This is a genomic window from Phreatobacter sp., from assembly GCF_022843985.1.
In the GTDB taxonomy this organism is placed as follows: Bacteria; Pseudomonadota; Alphaproteobacteria; order Rhizobiales; family Phreatobacteraceae; genus Phreatobacter.
This window is the reverse complement of the sequence record NZ_JALHMP010000008.1, coordinates 70,360-87,090: the sequence shown is the minus strand read 5'-3', so window position 1 is coordinate 87,090 and position 16,731 is coordinate 70,360. Positions and strand designations below refer to the sequence as shown.

Here is a 16,731-nt window from a genome sequence, read left to right as displayed (position 1 = left end):
CGGAGACTGCCGATGACCAGCCCTGCCGAGATTCTGCGCGCCCGGCTCGACCGGCGCCCCGTGCTGGTCGCGCCCGGCGTTGTCGATCCGCTCACCGCCCAGATCGCCGTCGATGCCGGCTTCGAGGCGCTTTACCTGACTGGTGCCGGCATCGCCTATACGCAGCTCGGCATGCCCGATATCGGGCTCACCACCATGACCGAGGTGAGCAACGTCATCGCCCGCATCGCCGACAAGGTGAGCGTGCCGCTGATCGTCGACGGCGATACCGGCTTCGGCAATGCCATCTCGGTCCAGCGCACCGTCCGTGTCTTCGAACGGGCCGGGGCCGCAGCCATCCAGATCGAGGACCAGACCTTCCCCAAGCGCTGCGGCCATCTGCGCGGCAAGGACGTGATGCCGACGGAGGACATGGTCGGCAAGATCAAGGCAGCGGTGGATGCCCGCGCCAACGGCATGCTCGTCATCGGCCGCACCGATGCCGGCGCCGTCGAGGGCTTCGAGCGGGCCTTTGAACGGGCCGAGCGTTATGCCGAGGCGGGGGCCGACATCATTTTCGTCGAGGCCCCGCGCACCCGCGACGAACTCTCAGCCGTCCCGGCGCGGCTCGGCCGGATCCGGCCGCTGATGGCCAACATGGTCGAGGGGGGCCGCACGCCGATGACGCCGGTCAGTGACCTGGAGGCCATGGGCTACAGCCTCGTGGTCTTTTCAGCCGGTGTGGTCCGGTCCATGGCAAAGTCAGCCCGCCGGTTCTATGACACGCTCCGGGCCGACGGCACTTCCGATGCGGTGCGCGAGGAGATGTATTCCTTCGACGAACTCGCCGACATCGTCGGCACCACCGCGCTGCTGGAGGCGGGCAAACGCTATGACCCGGCTGGGGGCGGGGCATGACGCTCGATCCCGTCACCCTCGCGGTCCTCAAGGGGCGGCTGGAACAGATCGCCGACGAGATGGACGCGACGCTCTATCGCTCCGCCTTCAACCCGATCATCGCCGAGGCGCGCGATGCCTGCCACGGCCTCTACCACCGCGATACCGGAGACACGCTGGTCCAGGGCACCAAGGGCCTGCCGATCTTCGTTGGTGCCATGGCCTTCGCCGTCAAGGCGGTGATCGACAAGGTGAAGGCCCAGGGCGGGCTTGCCCCGGGCGACACCTTCATCTTCAACGACCCCTATGCCGGCGGCACCCATCTCAATGATTTCCGGCTGGTCCGGCCGGTCTTCCGTGACGGCGCCCTGTTCTGCTGGCTCGCCTCGGCCGGCCATTGGCTCGACATCGGCGGCAATGTCCCTGGCGGCTACAATCCGGTGGCGACCGAGAGCTTCCAGGAAGGCGTGCTGATCCCGGTGGTGAAGCTGGTCGCGGCCGGCGAGACCCGGCAGGACATCCTCGACATCCTCACCGCCAATTCCCGCCTGCCGAATTCGAACTGGGGCGACCTCAACGGCCAGCTCAACGCGCTCGATCTCGGCGAGATCAGGCTCAAGGCCCTGCTCGACCAGTATGGCGCCGCCACCATCGACCGGGCCTTCGTCGCCTTTTCCAGCCGCGCCGAGGCGCTTATGCGCGAGGCGATCGCCGCGCTCCCGGACGGCACCTATGCCTTTGAGGACTATCTCGACAATGACGGCATCGTCGACGCGCGGCTGACGGTGGCGCTCGACCTCACCATCGCGGGCGAGACCATGGTGCTCGACTTCTCGCGCTCCTCGCCGCCCTGCGCCGGCCCGATCAACATCTCCGTGCCGACGACGATCGCTGCCTGCTATGTCGCGCTCAAGCATGTCTTCACCGATGTGCCGGCCAATGCCGGGTGCCTCAAGCCGATCACCTTCATCGTGCCGGGGACGACCCTGCTGGGCGCCGGGGCGCCCAAGCCCATGGCTGGCTATACCGAGACGATCCTGCGCCTCATCGGGGTCGTCTTCGGCGCCCTGGCGAAGGCGGTGCCCGATCGCGCCACCGCCGGCCCCTTCGGCACGATCAACGCCCTCTCCATGGCCGGTCATCGCGCCGATGGCAGCCGCTGGGTGATGTTCAACTTCTTCGGCGGCGGTCTCGGCGGCAATCCCGAGAGTGACGGGCTCAACCACGCCAACAATCCGATCTCGACCGCCACCATGCCGCCGGTGGAGATCCTCGAGGCAGCCTATCCCATCCTGTTCACGCAATGGGCGCTACGGCCCGATTCCGCCGGCCTGGGCGCCCATCGCGGCGGCCTCGGCGCCATCTACGAGATCGAGGTGCTGGACCCGCGCGGGGCCGACGTCTTCCTGCTCGGCGAACGCGGCCGCTTCGCGCCCTTCGGCGTCAATGGCGGCGGGGAGGGGGCTCTCAACCGTTTCACCTGGACCGATGGCGGCGTCACCGGGACCCCGCCCATGGCCTCCAAGGTCACCGGGGTGAAGCTTGGCCTGGGCGGCCGTGTCAGGCTGGAGACACCGGGCGGCGGCGGCTTCGGCGATCCCGCCGGGCGCGATCCGGCGGCGACCGCGCGCGATCAGCGGCTCGGCTATGTGACCGGAGCGAAGGCATGACCACCCTCGTCGGCGTCGATGTCGGTGGCACCTTCACCGATCTGTTCTTCCTGGACGAGGCGACCGGCACGTTCCGCACCGCCAAGGTCCCGTCCAACCGCGGTGATGAGGCCGTTGGCTTCCTTGAGGGGCTGAAGACTTTCGGCGCCCTGTCGGACCTCGGCTCCATCGTCCACGGCACGACGGTCGGTACCAATGCGCTGCTGGAGCGCAAGGGCGCGCGTATCGGCGTCATCACCACCACGGGATTCCGCGACGTGCTGGAGATGCGCCGCCGCGACCGCCGCAACACCTGGGGCCTGTGGGGCGACTTCACCCCCATCGCCGACCGCGACCTGCGCGTCGAGGTCGCCGAGCGGACCCTCGCCGACGGCACGGTGCGTCAGGCGGTGGACCCGGTGGAGGTGGCCGCCGCGGCGCGGGCCCTGGTCGCCGCGGGCGCGACGGCGCTCGCCGTCGTCTTCGTCAACGCCTATGCCAATCCCACCAACGAGAGGGCCGCGGCCGCGGCCGCCCGCGCTGTCTGGCCGAACGAGCACGTTTCGGTCTCCTCCGAGATCCTGCCGGAGATCCGCGAGTTCGAGCGGGCCTCGACCACCGCGCTCAACGCCTACCTGCAACCCGTCGTCGGCTCCTATCTCGCCAAGCTGGAAGCGGCACTGGCGGGCGAGGCCTTTGCCGGCGCCTTCCACATCGTCCAGTCCAATGGCGGCGTCATGTCGACGGCGACCGCCCGCCGCCTGCCGGTGCGCACGGCCCTGTCGGGCCCCGCCGCCGGCGTCATCGCCGCGGCGGCCATCGCCACCGCCGCCGGCTTTCCTGACATCATCACCGGCGACCTCGGCGGCACCTCCTTCGACGTGTCGCTGATCGCCGGCGGCGAGGCGGCTCTGGCCTCCCAGACCACCATCGATTTCGGCCTCGTCATCCGCTCGCCGATGATCGAGATCACCACGATCGGGGCAGGCGGCGGCTCTATTGCCCGCGTCGACCGCGGCGGCTTTCTCGAGGTCGGTCCCGAAAGCGCGGGCTCGCGCCCCGGCCCCGTGGCCTATGGGCAGGGCAACGACCGCCCGACGCTCACCGACGCCAACATCGTGCTCGGTCGCATCAATGCCGACCGACCCATCGGCGGCAAGCTCCAGCGGCTCGACGTCGAGGCGGCGCGGCGGGCGCTCGCCCGCCATGTCGGGGAACCGCTCGGCCTCACGCCGGAGGAGGCGGCCGAGGCGGTCGTGCGCATCGCCGATGCGCGCATGGCCGGCGCCATCCGCCTCGTCTCGGTGGAGCGCGGCCACGATCCCGGGACTTTCGCCTTCGTGCCCTTCGGTGGTGGCGGCGCTTTGCATGCCGGCGCCCTGATCGCCGATATCGGCCTCAAGGCGGCGCTGGTGCCGCGCTTTCCCGGTGTCACCTCGGCCATGGGCTGCGTCATGGCCGATATCCGCCACGACCAGGTGCAGACGCTGAACCTCGTGCTCGGCAGCCTCGATGCCGAGGCCCTCGATCGCCGTATGGCGGAGGAGGGCGCGGCCGCCCACGCCGTCGTCGCCGGCGCCGGCCTCACCGTCGGGCGGATCGACGTCACCTACGAACTCGACATGCATTATCTCGGGCAGACCCACACCGTCGCCGTGCCGTTGCCGGTGACGCTGACCGGGGGCCGCACCGGCATCACCGCCGCTATCGTCGGGAAGGCCTTCGAGGCCGCCTATTCGCGGGCCTTTTCCCGCCTGCTTCCCGGCCTCGGCATCCGCATCGTCAACCTGCGCACCACGGCCATCGGCCGCCGCCCGGCCATCGACCTCGCCGCGCTGGCGCCGGAGGCCTCCGCGTCCTTGGCCAAGGCGCGCACCGGCAGCCGTCCCGTCTGGTTCGGCGGCTGGCGCGAGGCGGCGGTCTTCTCCCGCCTTGACCTGCCGGTCGATGCGGTGGTGGAGGGCCCGGCCGTGCTCGAACAGCCGGACGCCACGATCCTCGTGCCGCCCGGGCAGCGGGCGCGCGTCGACCGCTTCGGCAACCTCGTCCTGGAAGGCGCCTGATGGATCTCGCCCGCACCGCGCTGCTCGTCTGCGACCTGCAGAACGACTTCCTCCACCCCGACGGCGCCTATGGCCGGGCGCGGCAGTCCGCGCCCGAGATCGCCGCGCTGCCGGAACGCCTGAAGCCGCTGGCCGACCTGATCCGGGCGAGGGGAGGCTGGATCGTCTCCACCCATTTCACCCTCGTCCCGGGCAAGGGCGGCGAGCCCTTCATCTCCGACCATCTGAAGCAGTTGCGTCCCTTCCTCGGAAGCGGCGATTTCGTGCCCGGCTCCTGGGGCCACGACACGGTGGACGCCCTGCAGCCGGTCGACATCAAGGTGGAGAAGGTCGCCTATTCCGCCTTCTACATGTCGCGGCTTGAATGGGTGCTGAAGAAGGCAGGCATCGACACGCTCCTCGCCTGCGGCATCGTCACCAATGGCGGTGTCGCCTCGACGGTGCGCGACGCCCATGTCCGCGACTTCCACGTGACCGTCATCGCCGATGGCTGCGCGGCCTTCTCGCCGCAGGTGCATGACGAGGCCATTGCCGGGCTGAAGCCGGTGGCGCGGATCGCCTCGGTCGCCGCGCTGATGGCGGAGATCGGCGGGTGAGGGCCCCATGCCCCGCATCCTGAGCGATGACCTCCCCTTCGACCTGACCGTGCCGGTCGCCATCGTCGGCGGCGGGGCGGCTGGACTCTGTGCGGCGCTGGCCGCCCGGGAGGCGGGCATCGACCCAGTAGTCTTCGAGCGTGATGCGCTACCCCAGGGCTCGACGGCCCTCTCGGCGGGGCTCATCCCGGCCGCCGGCACCGCAGCGCAGCGGGCGGCCGGCATAGCGGACAGCGCCGCGTCCTTCGCCCACGACATCCAGGCCAAGGCCCATGGCGCGGCCGACCCCGCCGTGCTGGAGGTGGTGACGGCGGGCGCCGGCCCGGCCATTGACTGGCTCACCGAGCGCCATGGCCTCGCCTTCACGGTGATCGCCGATTTCTCCTATCCCGGCCACTCCGCGCGGCGCATGCACGGCCTCGCCTCGCGCGCCGGATCCGAACTGATCGACCGGCTGCGCGCCGCCGTCGAATCCGCTGGAATCGACATCGTCACCGGGGCGCGAGTTGAGGCCCTCGTCGCGACGCCGGAAGGTCGTGTCCGCGGCCTCGTCGCCACGCGACCGGACGGGTCGCGGGAGCGCATCGGCTGTGCGGCGCTCGTCCTCGCCTGCAACGGCTATGGCGGCAACAAGGATCTCGTCGCCGAGCACATCCCCGCTCTCAAGGACGCGCTCTATTTCGGCCATCCCGGCAACCAGGGGGACGCGGTTCTCTGGGGGGAGGCGCTGGGGGCGGGGCTACGCCACATGAGCGGGCATCAGGGCCATGGCTCCGTCGCCCATCCCCACGGCATCCTTGTCTCCTGGGCGGTGATCATGGAGGGCGGCTGTCAGGTCAACACGGCAGGGGAGAGGTTCTGGAACGAGGCCTCCGGCTATTCGGAGGCGGCGCTTGCCGTGCTCGGCCAGCCCGGCGGCATTGCCTGGGACCTTTTCGACGCGCGCATCGCCGGCATCGCCCGCCAGTTCGAGGACTTCCGCCGGGCCGAGGCGGCGGGCGCCGTTCTTCAAGCGGAATCGATGGATGAACTGGCGGCGCGTCTGAGTATTCCGCCCCAAGTGATTCGCGCGACTCTCGAATCCGTCGCCGATCTCAAGCGCCGTCGAGGAACGGACGGCTTCGGCCGCGACTGGTCGGGCCTGCCCGACCTGGTGCCGCCCTACTGCGCCGTGAAGGTCACCGGAGCCCTGTTCCACACCCAGGGCGGCCTCGCCGTGGACGGCACTGCGCGGGTGCTGCGGACCGGTGGCGCGCCGCTCCCCAATCTTTTCGCGGCAGGAGGCGCTGCGGTAGGGGTGTCGGGACCGGACGCCTCCGGCTATCTTTCCGGCAACGGACTCCTGACGGCCGTGGTGCTGGGACGCATCGCTGGTCGTGAGGCGGCCCTCCTCGTCAGCGCCGAACCCTGAGAGCCCCCATGCCTGTCGACCTCAAGGCCCTGAAGCCGCTCCTTGCCCGCGTCCGCGCCACCCCGCCGGGCAAGACCGCCGACGGCTGGATGGCGGCGGCCTGTCCCGGCGCGAGCGCTGCCGACAGGCAGGTAATCGCCGCCGCGCTGGCTGAACTGCCGAAGCCCGCCTTCAGCCGTGACGCCAGCCGCATTCCGGCGCTGCAGAAGATCCTGAAGAAGGACAAGCTTGCAGCCTTCCTCGTGCCGCGGGCCGACGAGCATCAGGGCGAATATCTCGTGGCCCGCGCCGAGAGGTTGCAATGGCTCACCGGTTTCACCGGATCGGCAGGCTTTGCCATCATCCTGCCGAAGGAGGCTGCGCTCTTCGTCGACGGTCGCTATACCCTGCAGGCGCCGGCCGAGACGGACGCCTCCGTCGTCACCTGCCGCCACTTCAAGAAGCCCCCCGCCATCGAGTGGCTCGCGGCCAGGGTCAAGACCGGCGATCGCATCGGCTTCGATCCGCGCATCACACCGGTCCGGGAGGCCGAGCGCTGGCGCGAGGCGCTCGGCAAGGCGGGTGCTGCGCTTGTGGCGCTCGACATCAATCCCATCGATGCAATCTGGTCCGGCCAGCCCGGCGATCCCTATTCCGCCATCCATGCCCAGCCGCTGAAATTCGCCGGTGAGGCAAGTGGCGACAAGCGCGCGCGCATCGGCCAGGAGATTGCCGCGCGCGGCGCCCAGGCGGCCGTGCTCAACCAGTTGGATTCCATCGCCTGGCTGCTCAACGTGCGCGGCGGCGACACCCCGGCGACGCCGCTGGTCCAGAGCTTCCTGATCCTCGCCGCCGACGGCCACGCGACCTGGTTCGTCGACCAGGCGAAGTTCACGCCGGGCCTTGCCGCCCATCTCGGCAACGGCGTGACCGTGCGCCCCCTCGAGGCTTTCGCCGAGGGGCTGCAGGAATGGTCCGGACAGGCGGTGACCATCGAACCGGAGACCGCGACCGCCTGGATTGCCGACCGGCTGACCGCGGCCGGCGCCACACTGATTCATGGCCAGGATCCGTCGGTCCTGCCCAAGGCACGCAAGAACCGGGTGGAACTTGCCGGCACCCGCAGGGCGCATATCCGCGACGGCGCGGCCATGGCGCGCTTCCTCCACTGGGTCGACCGTGAGGCGGTCGGCCAGGGCGAACTCGCCGTCATGGCGAAGCTGGAGGAGATCCGCGGCGCCGATGCCCTGCACCGCGGCGCCAGCTTCACCACCATCGCCGGCGCCGGCTCGAACGGCGCCATCGTTCATTACCGGTCCTCGCCGGCGACCGAACGAAAGGTCGAGAAGGGGACGTTCCTGCTCGTCGATTCCGGTGCCCAATATCTGGACGGCACCACCGACATCACCCGCACCATCGCCGTGGGCGGTGTGCCGAAGCGTCTCAAGGAGCACTACACCCTGGTCCTCAAGGGTCACATCGCGGTCGCCACCGCCCGCTTTCCCAAGGGCACGGGCGGCATCGCCATCGACGGTTTCGCCCGCCGAGCGCTCTGGCAGGCCGGTCTCGACTTCGACCACGGCACCGGCCACGGTGTCGGCGTTTATCTCGGCGTGCATGAGGGGCCGGCTCGGATCTCGCCCCTGTCGCAGGTTCCGCTCGAGCCCGGCATGATCCTGTCCAACGAGCCTGGCTTCTACGAGACCGGGTCGCATGGCATCCGCCTCGAAAATCTGATCGTGGTCACCGAAAGCACTAAGCCGGGCTTCCTGGAATTCGAGACGATCACCTTCTGCCCCTTCGACCGCCGCGCCATCGTGGCGGGGCTGCTCACCGCGGCCGAGCGGCAATGGCTTGATGCCTATCACGCACGGACCCGGAGCCTGCTGGAAGGGCGCCTGACCGGTGCCGACCGCGCCTGGTTGAAACGCATGACGGCGCCGCTTTGATCGGATAACCGCCGGTTTGGCATGCAGTTGCACCCATCAGTTGCAATTCTTCAGCTGCGATGGTCGAATCGTACCGTTTTGTTAACTGCAACCCCCGATGGTCTGAGTGAAATTCATTCTCCTGGGGCTATCATGCACTTATTGTCTCGACTCCCTCTCGCGGCGCGGGTTGCCGCCCTTGCGGCCCTCGTCATTGCCGCCGTCGGCCTCGGATCCGGCTTTTATGCCGTGTCGCAGATCGACGCCCGCATGGCCGAAATCGTCGAAGGCCAGGTCACCGACCGCAGCCTCCAGATGAGCCGTGCAGCAGAACTCGCGCTTCCCGAAGGCAAGATGGATCGCGCCAGCGCGACGGGTCCGGTCGTGCGCATCCGCGCCAGCGCCCTGCCGGCCGAGGGCGATCACCGCATCGTCGATCACGCCGCCGACGGAGCGTCCCTGTTCCGCCGCGACCCGGCAACGGGTGACCTGATCCGCTTCTCGTCGTCCGTGCGCGACCAGCAGGGCAACCGCGTCATGGGCTCGCGCATCCCGGCCTCCTCGCCCATCGCGCAGGCGATCGGCCGAGGCGAGGTGCTGACCGACCACATCGTCGTGGGCAACATCCCGCGCATCGCCCGCTATGTGCCGATCGTCACGCCCGACAACCGCATCCTCGGCGCGCTCGGCGCCGGAGTCAGCAAGGCCAACGCCGACGCCTCCGCCGCCAGCATGCGGGAAGGCGTGATCATCGCCATGGCCCTGCTGGCGATCGTCGCCGCGGTCGGCGTGTTCTTCCTGCTGACCTACTTCCTCAAGCCGGTGCGCGAGGCTGCCGCAGCGATCATCGGTCTGGCCGAGGATCGCACGGTCGACATGTCGCGCCACGCCGCCCGTCAGGACGAGATCGGCCTCATTGCCCGCGCTGTCGGCGGTCTAGCCCAGAGCCTCGCCGAGCGTGCGCAGATGCGCAGCGCCGAGGACCAGCGCAGTGCCGCCGAACTGGCCCGCCGCGCGACGATGGAAACGGCCGTCAGCCATTTCGACCAGGCCATCGGTTCCGTCATGGACCGCGTCGCCTCGCGCGCCGTCTCCGTGACCGGCGCCACCGGAACGGTCTATGCGGCGGGCGAAGCCGCCGATGCCGGCGTCCGCGAGACGGTCCAGGCGACGGAGGAGACCCTGCACCGCGTCACCGGCATCGCCGGTGCGACGGAGGAACTCAACGCGGCCATCGTCGAGATCCGCCGCCAGACCGAAGAGGCGATGAAAGTGTCCTCCGAGGCGACGCAGGCGGTGGAATCGGCCTCCAGCGACGTCTCCGGTCTCGCCGCCATGGGCGAGAAGATCGGCGCCGTGGTCGAGCTGATCCGCGCCATCGCCGAGCAGACCAACCTGCTGGCCCTCAACGCCACCATCGAAGCGGCCCGCGCCGGCGAGGCCGGCCGCGGCTTCGCCGTGGTCGCCTCTGAGGTGAAGCAACTCGCCTCCCAGACCGCCCGTGCCACCGAGGATATCGCCGCCCAGGTCGCCTCCATCCAGCAGGCGACCGGCCGCAGCGTCGCCTCGATGGGCGGCATCACCGAGACGGTGGTGCGCATGCGCCGGGCGAGCGAGGCGATCTCCACCGCCATCGACCAGCAGGCCCAGGCGACCCAGGAGATCGGCATCAGCGTCGAGGGCACCGCCTCGGTCGCGCAGACGGCCGGCCGGTCCATCGCCAGCGTGTCGGAGCGCCTGAAGGCGACCGGTTCCGCCGTCGGTGCGCTCAACGATGTCGCCAAGGGTCTCGAGGGCGACATTGCCGGTCTTCGCCAGGCGGTCGGCGCCTTCCTCAAGGAGGTCAAGGCGGCCTGAGCCCTGGCCCTCCCAGCAAATCTTGCAGCGATGGCCGGGCAATGCCCGGCCATCGTCGTTTAGAGCCGCCTCAGCCGGCGAAGGCCTTCTCCACCGCCGCGGCCATGCGCAGCAGCCGGCGGTCCTGCCCGGCCAGCGACGTCAGCATGAAGCCGACCGGAAGGCCCTTCACCTGCGGGCAGGGGAGCGAGATCCCGGTGAAGGTGAAGATGTTGCCGACGGTGGTGTTGCGCAGCACGAGCCCGTTGGCGGTCCAGAACTGGTCGTCGGAAGCGATCAGGTCGGAGATCTTCGGTGCCCGGATCGGCGTCGTCGGCAGGATGAGGGCATCGATATCGGCGAGCCTGTCGCGCATCCGGGCGACCAGTTCCGCCCGCTTGTTGACGAGGCGGATATAGTCCGGGGCGGCAGCCTTGGCACCGATCCGCACCCGCGCGAGCACGCGCGGGTCGAAGTCCCGCGCCCTTTCCTCCATCCATTCCGCATGCACGGCGGCCGCCTCCATGGCGACAAAGGGGGCTTTCGCCATGGCGTCGGCGAGTTCCTGCAGGAGGTCCTCGATCGAGATGTCGGAGATGCGGACGCCGGCCCTGGTGAGGCGGGCGGTGGAGGCCTCGAAGGCCTGTTCGACCTCCGGCTCCATCTGACTGAACAGGCGACCGCGCGGGATCGCCAGCCTGAGCCCTGCCAGGGGAGCGGGCGTCAGCGTCCAGGGCTGCTCGCCGGCGAGGACCGCGTCGGTGGCGGCGCAGTCGGCGACGGTCTTTGCCAGCGGTCCGATCGTGTCGAGCGCGTAGGAGAGGGGGAAGGCACCCTCCAGGGGAATCCGGCCATAGGTCGGCTTGAACCCGACGCAGCCGTTCAGCGCCGCGGGAATGCGGATCGACCCGCCGGTATCCGAGCCGAGGCCCATGCGGGCGGTGCCCTCGGCGGCCGAGACGCCGGCGCCCGACGACGATCCGCCGGGAACACGGCTCTTGTCGGCGGCATTGCCGGGCGTGCCGAAATGCGGATTGATGCCGATGCCCGAGAAGGCGAATTCGCTCATGTTGGTCTTGCCGACGATGACCACGCCGGCCTGGCGCAGGCGCGCTACCGTCGGTGCATCGGCACTCGCCGCCGGCTGCGAGCGCAGGATGGTGGAGCCCGCCGTGGTCACCTCGCCGGCAACGTCGAACAGGTCCTTGACCGAGATGACCCAGCCATCGAGCGGCGACAGTTTCACGCCGGCCCTGGCGCGCGCATCGGCGGCGTCCGCCTCGGCCCGCGCCCGCTCTGCATAGACCTTGGTGTAGGTGACCCGGCCGTCGGATGAGGGGTCATCGATGCGGGCGAGCGAGGCTTCGAGTGCATCGCGGACGGAGGTAGGCATAGACGGCACTCCAGGCGGGTTCGGGATGGGGACTGTCGGCAATGGCAATGGTTCCGGTCAAGGCCCGGGTGTGCCGGCGGGCGTCCCGCTCAAACCGGTTCGGTGCCGCACCATTCGGCGACGAACAGCGCCATCGACTTCGTCGCCTTGCGCAGGCTCTCGATGGAGAAGCGCTCGTCGAAGCCGTGAACGCGCTCCGCCGAGGGGCCGTAATTGAGCGTCGGGATCTTGTCGAAGAGCGCATAGACCCGCCCGTCGAGATAGGCGGGCGTGACGCTCTCCTTGAGCGGCTCGCCCCAGGCGCGCTGGTGGGCCCGCGCCAGCACAGCCTCGGCCTCGGAGCCGGGCGCGAGGATATAGCCCTCGGTGGTGAAGCCGTTCCAGGCGATCTTCGGCGGGTTGTTGGCGAGAAAGCGGTCCGCGCGCGCCGCCTTGGAGATCGTGTCCTCGATGGCGCGCATCATCTCCTGCGGTGTCTCGCCGGGAAAGATCGAGATGCGGCAGTCGACCGTGCACCATGCCGGCACGGAGGAGGCCCAGTCGCCGCCCTTGATCTTGCCGATATTGAGATTGATCGGGTGTGGCTCGTCCTTGAAGAGCGGGTGGTTCGGCGTCTTGGTGTTCCAGAACGCCTCAAGTTCGCGCAGCTTGCCGATGATGCCGAAGGCCGCCTCGATGGCGTTCTGGCCTGCGCCCGCCTCGCGCACATGGACCGGATGGCCCTGCACGGTGAACTGGAACCAGACGACGCCGACATTGCCGCGGGTGATCTTGCCCTGGCTCGGCTCGGGGATCAGTGCCGCCTCGGCCTTGTAGCCACGCAGGTGGCACTGCAGCGCCCCGTTGCCGGTCGATTCCTCCTCGACCACGGATTGCACATAGACGGTTGCTGCCGGCTGCAGGCCCGTCCGCCTCAGGGCGTCAAAGACGGCGACCATGGCCCCGTGGCCGGCCTTCATGTCGCCAGCGCCGCGGCCGTAGAACCAGTCGCCGTCGATGCGCGGCTCGTAGGGCGGCGAGGTCCACATCTCCAGCGGCCCGGACGGCACGATGTCGATATGGCCCTGCATGATCAGGCTGCGGCCGGTCTCCGCCTTCGGACGGTGGATGCCGACGACGATCGGCGCGGTCGAGTGGGTGTCGGAAAAGGGCGACCCGCCGGGATGGCGTTTGATCGCCTCCTCGTCCATGGCGAAGCGCTCCATGGCGAAGCCGCGCTTGCGCAATTCCTGGAACACGAAGTCCTGCACCGCATGCTCGTCGCCGCGCTGGGAGGGATAGCGCACCAGCGTCTTCAGATAGTCGAGCTGGGCATCGAACCCGTCATCGACGGCCTTGACGATACGGTCGGCGAGGGCGGGATCGAGGGCCATGGGCTTTGCTCCGGGCAGAGGTCGATGAAGGTGAGGGTCAGGACGCGATCGGCTCGGTGCCGCACCATTCGGCGACGAAGAGCGCCATCGTCCGGGTCACGCGGCGCATGCTGCTGATCGAGAAACGCTCGTCGAAGCCATGGATATTCTCCGAGATCGGGCCGTAGCAGAGCGCCGGAATCTTATCGTAGAGGGCATAGACCCGGGTATCGAGATAGCCCGGCGTGACGAGATCCTGCAGCGTGCTGCCGGTTGCCGTCTCGTGCGCACGCGCGAGCACCGCTTCCGCCTCCGACCCCGGCTGCAGCACATAGCCTTCGGTGGTGAAGCCGGTGAACGTAACGCGTGGCGGATTGTTGGCGAGGAACCTGTCGCCCCGCGCTGCGCCCATCACCGCCTCCTCGATGGCGCGCATCATCGTTTCGGCGGATTCGCCCGGATAGATCGCGATCCGACAGTCGATGACGCACCAGGCCGGCACTGAGGAAGCCCAGTCTCCACCCTCGATCATGCCGATGTTCAGGTTGATCGGGTGGTCGACCTCTTCGAAGTGGCGGAACTCGTTCTTCCTGGCATTCCAGCGCGCCTCGAGGTCACGCAGTGCGCGGATGACGCCCTGCGTCGCCTCGATGGCGTTCTGCCCGGTCCCCGCCTGGCTGACATGGACGGGCAGGCCGGCCACTGCGACGCGGAACCAGACGACTCCGGTATTGGCGCGGATGAGCTTCTCGTCCTCCGGTTCGGGAATCAGCACCGCATCGGCTCTGTAGCCGCGCAGGTGGCACTGGAGCGCGCCGTTGCCGGTGGATTCCTCTTCGACCACGGATTGGACCGTGACGGTCGCCGCCGGCTGCAGCCCGATGCTGGCCAGCGCATCGAAGACCGCGAACATGGCGGCGTGGCCGGCCTTCATGTCGGCGCCGCCGCGGCCATAGAACCAGTCGCCTTCGCGATGCGGTTCGAAGGGATCGCGCGACCACAGGTCCCGCGGTCCCGGCGGCACGACGTCGACATGGCTTTGCAGGATCAGCGTGCGGCCGGTCTCGGCCCGCGGGCGGTGGATGCCGACGACGATCGGCGCGTCGGAATGGTCCGCCGTTACCTGCGAGCCGCCGGGATGGCGGGCGAGGGCCGCCGGCTCCATGGCGAAGCGCTCGGTGGCCCAGCCGCGGCGCTTCATCGCGGCGAGCACGAAGTCCTGGCAGGCGTGCTCGCGGCCGCGCGTCGAGGGAAAGCGGACGAGATCGGCCGTCAGCGCCATCTGGCGGTCGAATCCGGCATCGACGGCAGTGACGATTTGGTCGGCAAGGGTGGGATCGAGAGGCATGGCAGCTCCGGAGCGAGGGCGAGCCTAGCCGCGCGCGGCGGCCGAGCAACCATCGCCGGCGCAGCCGTGCTGCGCGCCCGGCGGCGTATCGCGCAGCGGGGCGCCGTCGGGCTGAATCAGGCAGCTTGTTGCGAAGGACGTACGTCGCAGATGCCCAGTTTCCCGTTCATCGTGATGCGCTCGCGCAAACCACGTCGCCACACGCCGCCCTTGCCTCGGCCCGCCATCCGGGGAACATGGCGCCATCTTCTCCAGCCCGGTCGAATCCCGTCATGAAAGCCGTCTTCACCGACCTGCACACAGGCCATGACCCCAAGCGTTTCATCCTGCGCGGCAAGTTTGCTCAGGGGGAAGAGCGCCCGGAGCGCGCCGAGCGACTCATGGCAGGCCTGAAGGCGGGAAACCACCCAACAGTGCCGAGCGAGCCCTTTGGCCAGGGACCGCGGCTCGGCGTCCATTCCGTCGATTACCTGCGCTTTCTGGAGGAGGCCGCCGCCGAGTGGCAAACGCTCGCCGATGCCTCCGACGAGGTGCTGGGCAACGTCCACCCTGTCCGCCGCGGCGGCACCATGCCCCAATCCATCACCGGCCGCGCCGGCTGGTACATGCAGGACATGGCCTGCGGCATCGGTCCGGACACCTGGCTCGCGGCCTCCTCGGCCACCGATGTCGCGGTGACCGCCGCCGAACTCGTCATCGAGGGCGAACGCGCCGCCTATGCGCTGTGCCGGCCGCCAGGCCACCACGCCTATCGCGACGCCGCCGGCGGCCATTGCTTCCTCAACAACACCGCCATCGCCGCGCAATATCTGCGCGCGGTCCATGACCGGGTGGCGATCCTCGACATCGACATCCACCACGGCAACGGCACGCAGGACATTTTCTACGACCGTGCCGACGTCCTGACCGTCTCGGTCCATGCCGATCCGTCGCGCTTCTACCCCTTCTTCTGGGGCTATGCGCATGAGCGTGGAACCGGGGCCGGCGAGGGTGCGAATCTCAACCTTCCGATCCCGGTCGGGGCGAGCGATGATGCCTATGTCGCGGCGGTGGAAGCCGCGGCGAAGACGATCGCCGCCTTCACGCCGGGCATGCTGGTGATCGCCCTCGGTCTCGATGCCTCCGCCGACGATCCTTTCGGCGGCGCCAAGGTGACCGCGGCCGGGTTCCGCCGCGCCGGCGAGGCCATCGCGCGGATGGGCCTGCCGACGCTCTTCGTCCAGGAGGGCGGCTATCTCTCCGACCAGCTCGGTCCCAATCTCACGGCCGTTCTGGGCGGGTTCGAGGCCGTCGCCTGATCAGCCCTGGCGGGTCGATGCCGGGCAGGTGTTCATGCCGAGCAGCGTATAGGCCGGGCACCAGCCGAGCGCCGCCGTGGCGAGCGGCACGATGCCGATCCAGCCGAGCCAGTTGTAGCCGGTCGCCGGAATGCCGGTGATGGCAAAGAGCAGCAGGGCGATGCCGGCGACGATGCGCAGGACGCGGTCGATACCACCGATATTGGTGCTGAACATGGGAGCCTCCGTCAGGGGCGCCGGCGGAAGAGCCGTAGCCTGTGACCGCATGAAACGCTCTTTCCCCGTTCCTGTCGGTGACCTGGTCACACGGCGCGGGCGAGTCTGGCGAGCTTGTCCGGTGCGGTGATTCGGATCACGCCGCGGCCGAGCGCCACCACGCCCTCCTGCTCCAGGGCCTTCAGCGCCCGGCTGACCACCTCACGCGCCGACCCCAGTTCGACGGCGAGGTCGTGATGGGTCGCGGTGACGGCCCCGTCCACGGCCCGCTCGACCAGCGTTTCCGCCAGCCGGCGGTCGAGGCGGCGGAAGGCAAGCTCTTCGAAGGTCATGATCAGGTCGGCGACCCGCGTCGCATAGCTCTCCAGCACGGCATTGCGGAAGGCCGGCGAGGAGCCGAGGAGGTCGCGGAACAGCGGTGCGGGGATCGCGACGGCGGTGACGGCGCTCTCGCAGAGAGCCTCGGCCGCGTAAGGCTCGTGCTTGAGCAGGCAGGACGTCGTCAGGACGCAGCTCTCGCCGGCCGAGACCCGGTAGAGCACAATCTCGCGGCCGGATTCGGCGACAATCTGCACGCGCACGCAGCCATCGAGCACAATGAGATAGGCCTCGCAGGGCGCCCCGGATGCGAAGGGACGGCCGTCCTTGGGCAAGTGGAGGATCCGCGCCCGCCGGGCGATCTCCTGGCGCGATGCGGCGTCCAGCCCGGCAAAGGTGCCGATGCGGTCGAGCCAGGCCGCGGCCGGGCCGGCAGGGTTCGAGCGTTGTTCCATGGCTGCGAACCTG

13 protein-coding genes are annotated in these 16,731 nt (G+C 69.3%); 8 read left to right on the top strand and 5 right to left on the bottom strand.

Annotated features, from left to right (window positions below):
- Positions 1-12: 12 nt before the first annotated feature.
- The 7 genes from Q0C57_RS07760 to Q0C57_RS07730 all read left to right on the top strand — a co-directional run bounded on the left by Q0C57_RS07760 (position 13) and on the right by Q0C57_RS07730 (position 10,359).
- Complete coding sequence (locus Q0C57_RS07760) at positions 13-897, top strand: oxaloacetate decarboxylase (protein ID WP_296574517.1); 885 nt, start codon at positions 13-15, stop codon at positions 895-897.
- Positions 894-2,546: a hydantoinase B/oxoprolinase family protein gene (locus tag Q0C57_RS07755; protein WP_296574514.1), complete on the top strand. Its 1,653-nt coding sequence runs from the start codon at positions 894-896 to the stop codon at positions 2,544-2,546. The genes Q0C57_RS07760 and Q0C57_RS07755 overlap by 4 nt, the downstream gene beginning before the upstream one ends.
- Positions 2,543-4,588: a hydantoinase/oxoprolinase family protein gene (locus Q0C57_RS07750; protein ID WP_296574512.1), complete on the top strand. Its 2,046-nt coding sequence runs from the start codon at positions 2,543-2,545 to the stop codon at positions 4,586-4,588. The genes Q0C57_RS07755 and Q0C57_RS07750 overlap by 4 nt, the downstream gene beginning before the upstream one ends.
- A complete protein-coding gene (locus Q0C57_RS07745; RefSeq protein ID WP_296574510.1) occupies positions 4,588-5,184 on the top strand; it encodes a cysteine hydrolase in 597 nt (198 codons plus the stop codon). The genes Q0C57_RS07750 and Q0C57_RS07745 overlap by 1 nt, the downstream gene beginning before the upstream one ends.
- Before the next feature lie 7 nt (positions 5,185-5,191).
- A complete protein-coding gene (locus tag Q0C57_RS07740; RefSeq protein WP_296574507.1) occupies positions 5,192-6,595 on the top strand; it encodes an FAD-dependent oxidoreductase in 1,404 nt (467 codons plus the stop codon).
- 8 nt (positions 6,596-6,603) lie between these two features.
- Complete coding sequence (locus Q0C57_RS07735) at positions 6,604-8,523, top strand: aminopeptidase P family protein (RefSeq protein ID WP_296574504.1); 1,920 nt, start codon at positions 6,604-6,606, stop codon at positions 8,521-8,523.
- 141 nt (positions 8,524-8,664) lie between these two features.
- A complete protein-coding gene (locus Q0C57_RS07730; RefSeq protein ID WP_296574502.1) occupies positions 8,665-10,359 on the top strand; it encodes a methyl-accepting chemotaxis protein in 1,695 nt (564 codons plus the stop codon).
- A 70-nt stretch (positions 10,360-10,429) separates the two neighbouring features.
- On the opposite strand, the gene Q0C57_RS07725 is transcribed toward Q0C57_RS07730, so the two are convergent.
- The 3 genes from Q0C57_RS07725 to Q0C57_RS07715 form a co-directional block, all read right to left on the bottom strand.
- Complete coding sequence (locus Q0C57_RS07725) at positions 10,430-11,731, bottom strand: amidase (protein ID WP_296574499.1); 1,302 nt, start codon at positions 11,729-11,731, stop codon at positions 10,430-10,432.
- 89 nt (positions 11,732-11,820) lie between these two features.
- A complete protein-coding gene (locus Q0C57_RS07720) occupies positions 11,821-13,104 on the bottom strand; it encodes an ArgE/DapE family deacylase (RefSeq protein ID WP_296574497.1) in 1,284 nt (427 codons plus the stop codon).
- 37 nt (positions 13,105-13,141) lie between these two features.
- Complete coding sequence (locus Q0C57_RS07715) at positions 13,142-14,431, bottom strand: ArgE/DapE family deacylase (protein WP_296574495.1); 1,290 nt, start codon at positions 14,429-14,431, stop codon at positions 13,142-13,144.
- Between the two features lie 272 nt (positions 14,432-14,703).
- Between Q0C57_RS07715 and Q0C57_RS07710 the strand changes: the two genes are divergently transcribed.
- Positions 14,704-15,729 carry a histone deacetylase family protein gene (locus tag Q0C57_RS07710; protein WP_296574491.1) on the top strand — a complete coding sequence of 342 codons (1,026 nt, stop codon included), beginning with the start codon at positions 14,704-14,706 and terminating at the stop codon, positions 15,727-15,729.
- Here Q0C57_RS07710 and Q0C57_RS07705 read toward each other — a convergent pair whose 3' ends face one another.
- Positions 15,730-15,945 carry a DUF2892 domain-containing protein gene (locus Q0C57_RS07705; protein WP_296574486.1) on the bottom strand — a complete coding sequence of 72 codons (216 nt, stop codon included), beginning with the start codon at positions 15,943-15,945 and terminating at the stop codon, positions 15,730-15,732. It abuts the gene before it with no gap.
- A gap of 86 nt (positions 15,946-16,031) precedes the next feature.
- Positions 16,032-16,718, bottom strand: coding sequence for a Crp/Fnr family transcriptional regulator (locus tag Q0C57_RS07700; protein WP_296574483.1), 687 nt, complete (start codon positions 16,716-16,718; stop codon positions 16,032-16,034).
- Positions 16,719-16,731 lie beyond the last annotated feature (13 nt).

Excerpts from the sequence above, each read along its gene's own strand:
- Q0C57_RS07705 (WP_296574486.1), bottom strand. The coding sequence starts at position 15,945 with ATGTTCAGCACCAATATCGGTGGTATCGACCGCGTCCTGCGCATCGTC.
- Q0C57_RS07720 (WP_296574497.1), bottom strand. The coding sequence starts at position 13,104 with ATGGCCCTCGATCCCGCCCTCGCCGACCGTATCGTCAAGGCCGTCGAT.
- Q0C57_RS07745 (WP_296574510.1), top strand. The coding sequence starts at position 4,588 with ATGGATCTCGCCCGCACCGCGCTGCTCGTCTGCGACCTGCAGAACGAC.
- Q0C57_RS07740 (WP_296574507.1), top strand. The coding sequence starts at position 5,192 with ATGCCCCGCATCCTGAGCGATGACCTCCCCTTCGACCTGACCGTGCCG.
- Q0C57_RS07710 (WP_296574491.1), top strand. The coding sequence starts at position 14,704 with ATGAAAGCCGTCTTCACCGACCTGCACACAGGCCATGACCCCAAGCGT.
- Q0C57_RS07735 (WP_296574504.1), top strand. The coding sequence starts at position 6,604 with ATGCCTGTCGACCTCAAGGCCCTGAAGCCGCTCCTTGCCCGCGTCCGC.
- Q0C57_RS07725 (WP_296574499.1), bottom strand. The coding sequence starts at position 11,731 with ATGCCTACCTCCGTCCGCGATGCACTCGAAGCCTCGCTCGCCCGCATC.
- Q0C57_RS07750 (WP_296574512.1), top strand. The coding sequence starts at position 2,543 with ATGACCACCCTCGTCGGCGTCGATGTCGGTGGCACCTTCACCGATCTG.
- Q0C57_RS07700 (WP_296574483.1), bottom strand. The coding sequence starts at position 16,718 with ATGGAACAACGCTCGAACCCTGCCGGCCCGGCCGCGGCCTGGCTCGAC.
- Q0C57_RS07715 (WP_296574495.1), bottom strand. The coding sequence starts at position 14,431 with ATGCCTCTCGATCCCACCCTTGCCGACCAAATCGTCACTGCCGTCGAT.
- Q0C57_RS07760 (WP_296574517.1), top strand. The coding sequence starts at position 13 with ATGACCAGCCCTGCCGAGATTCTGCGCGCCCGGCTCGACCGGCGCCCC.
- Q0C57_RS07755 (WP_296574514.1), top strand. The coding sequence starts at position 894 with ATGACGCTCGATCCCGTCACCCTCGCGGTCCTCAAGGGGCGGCTGGAA.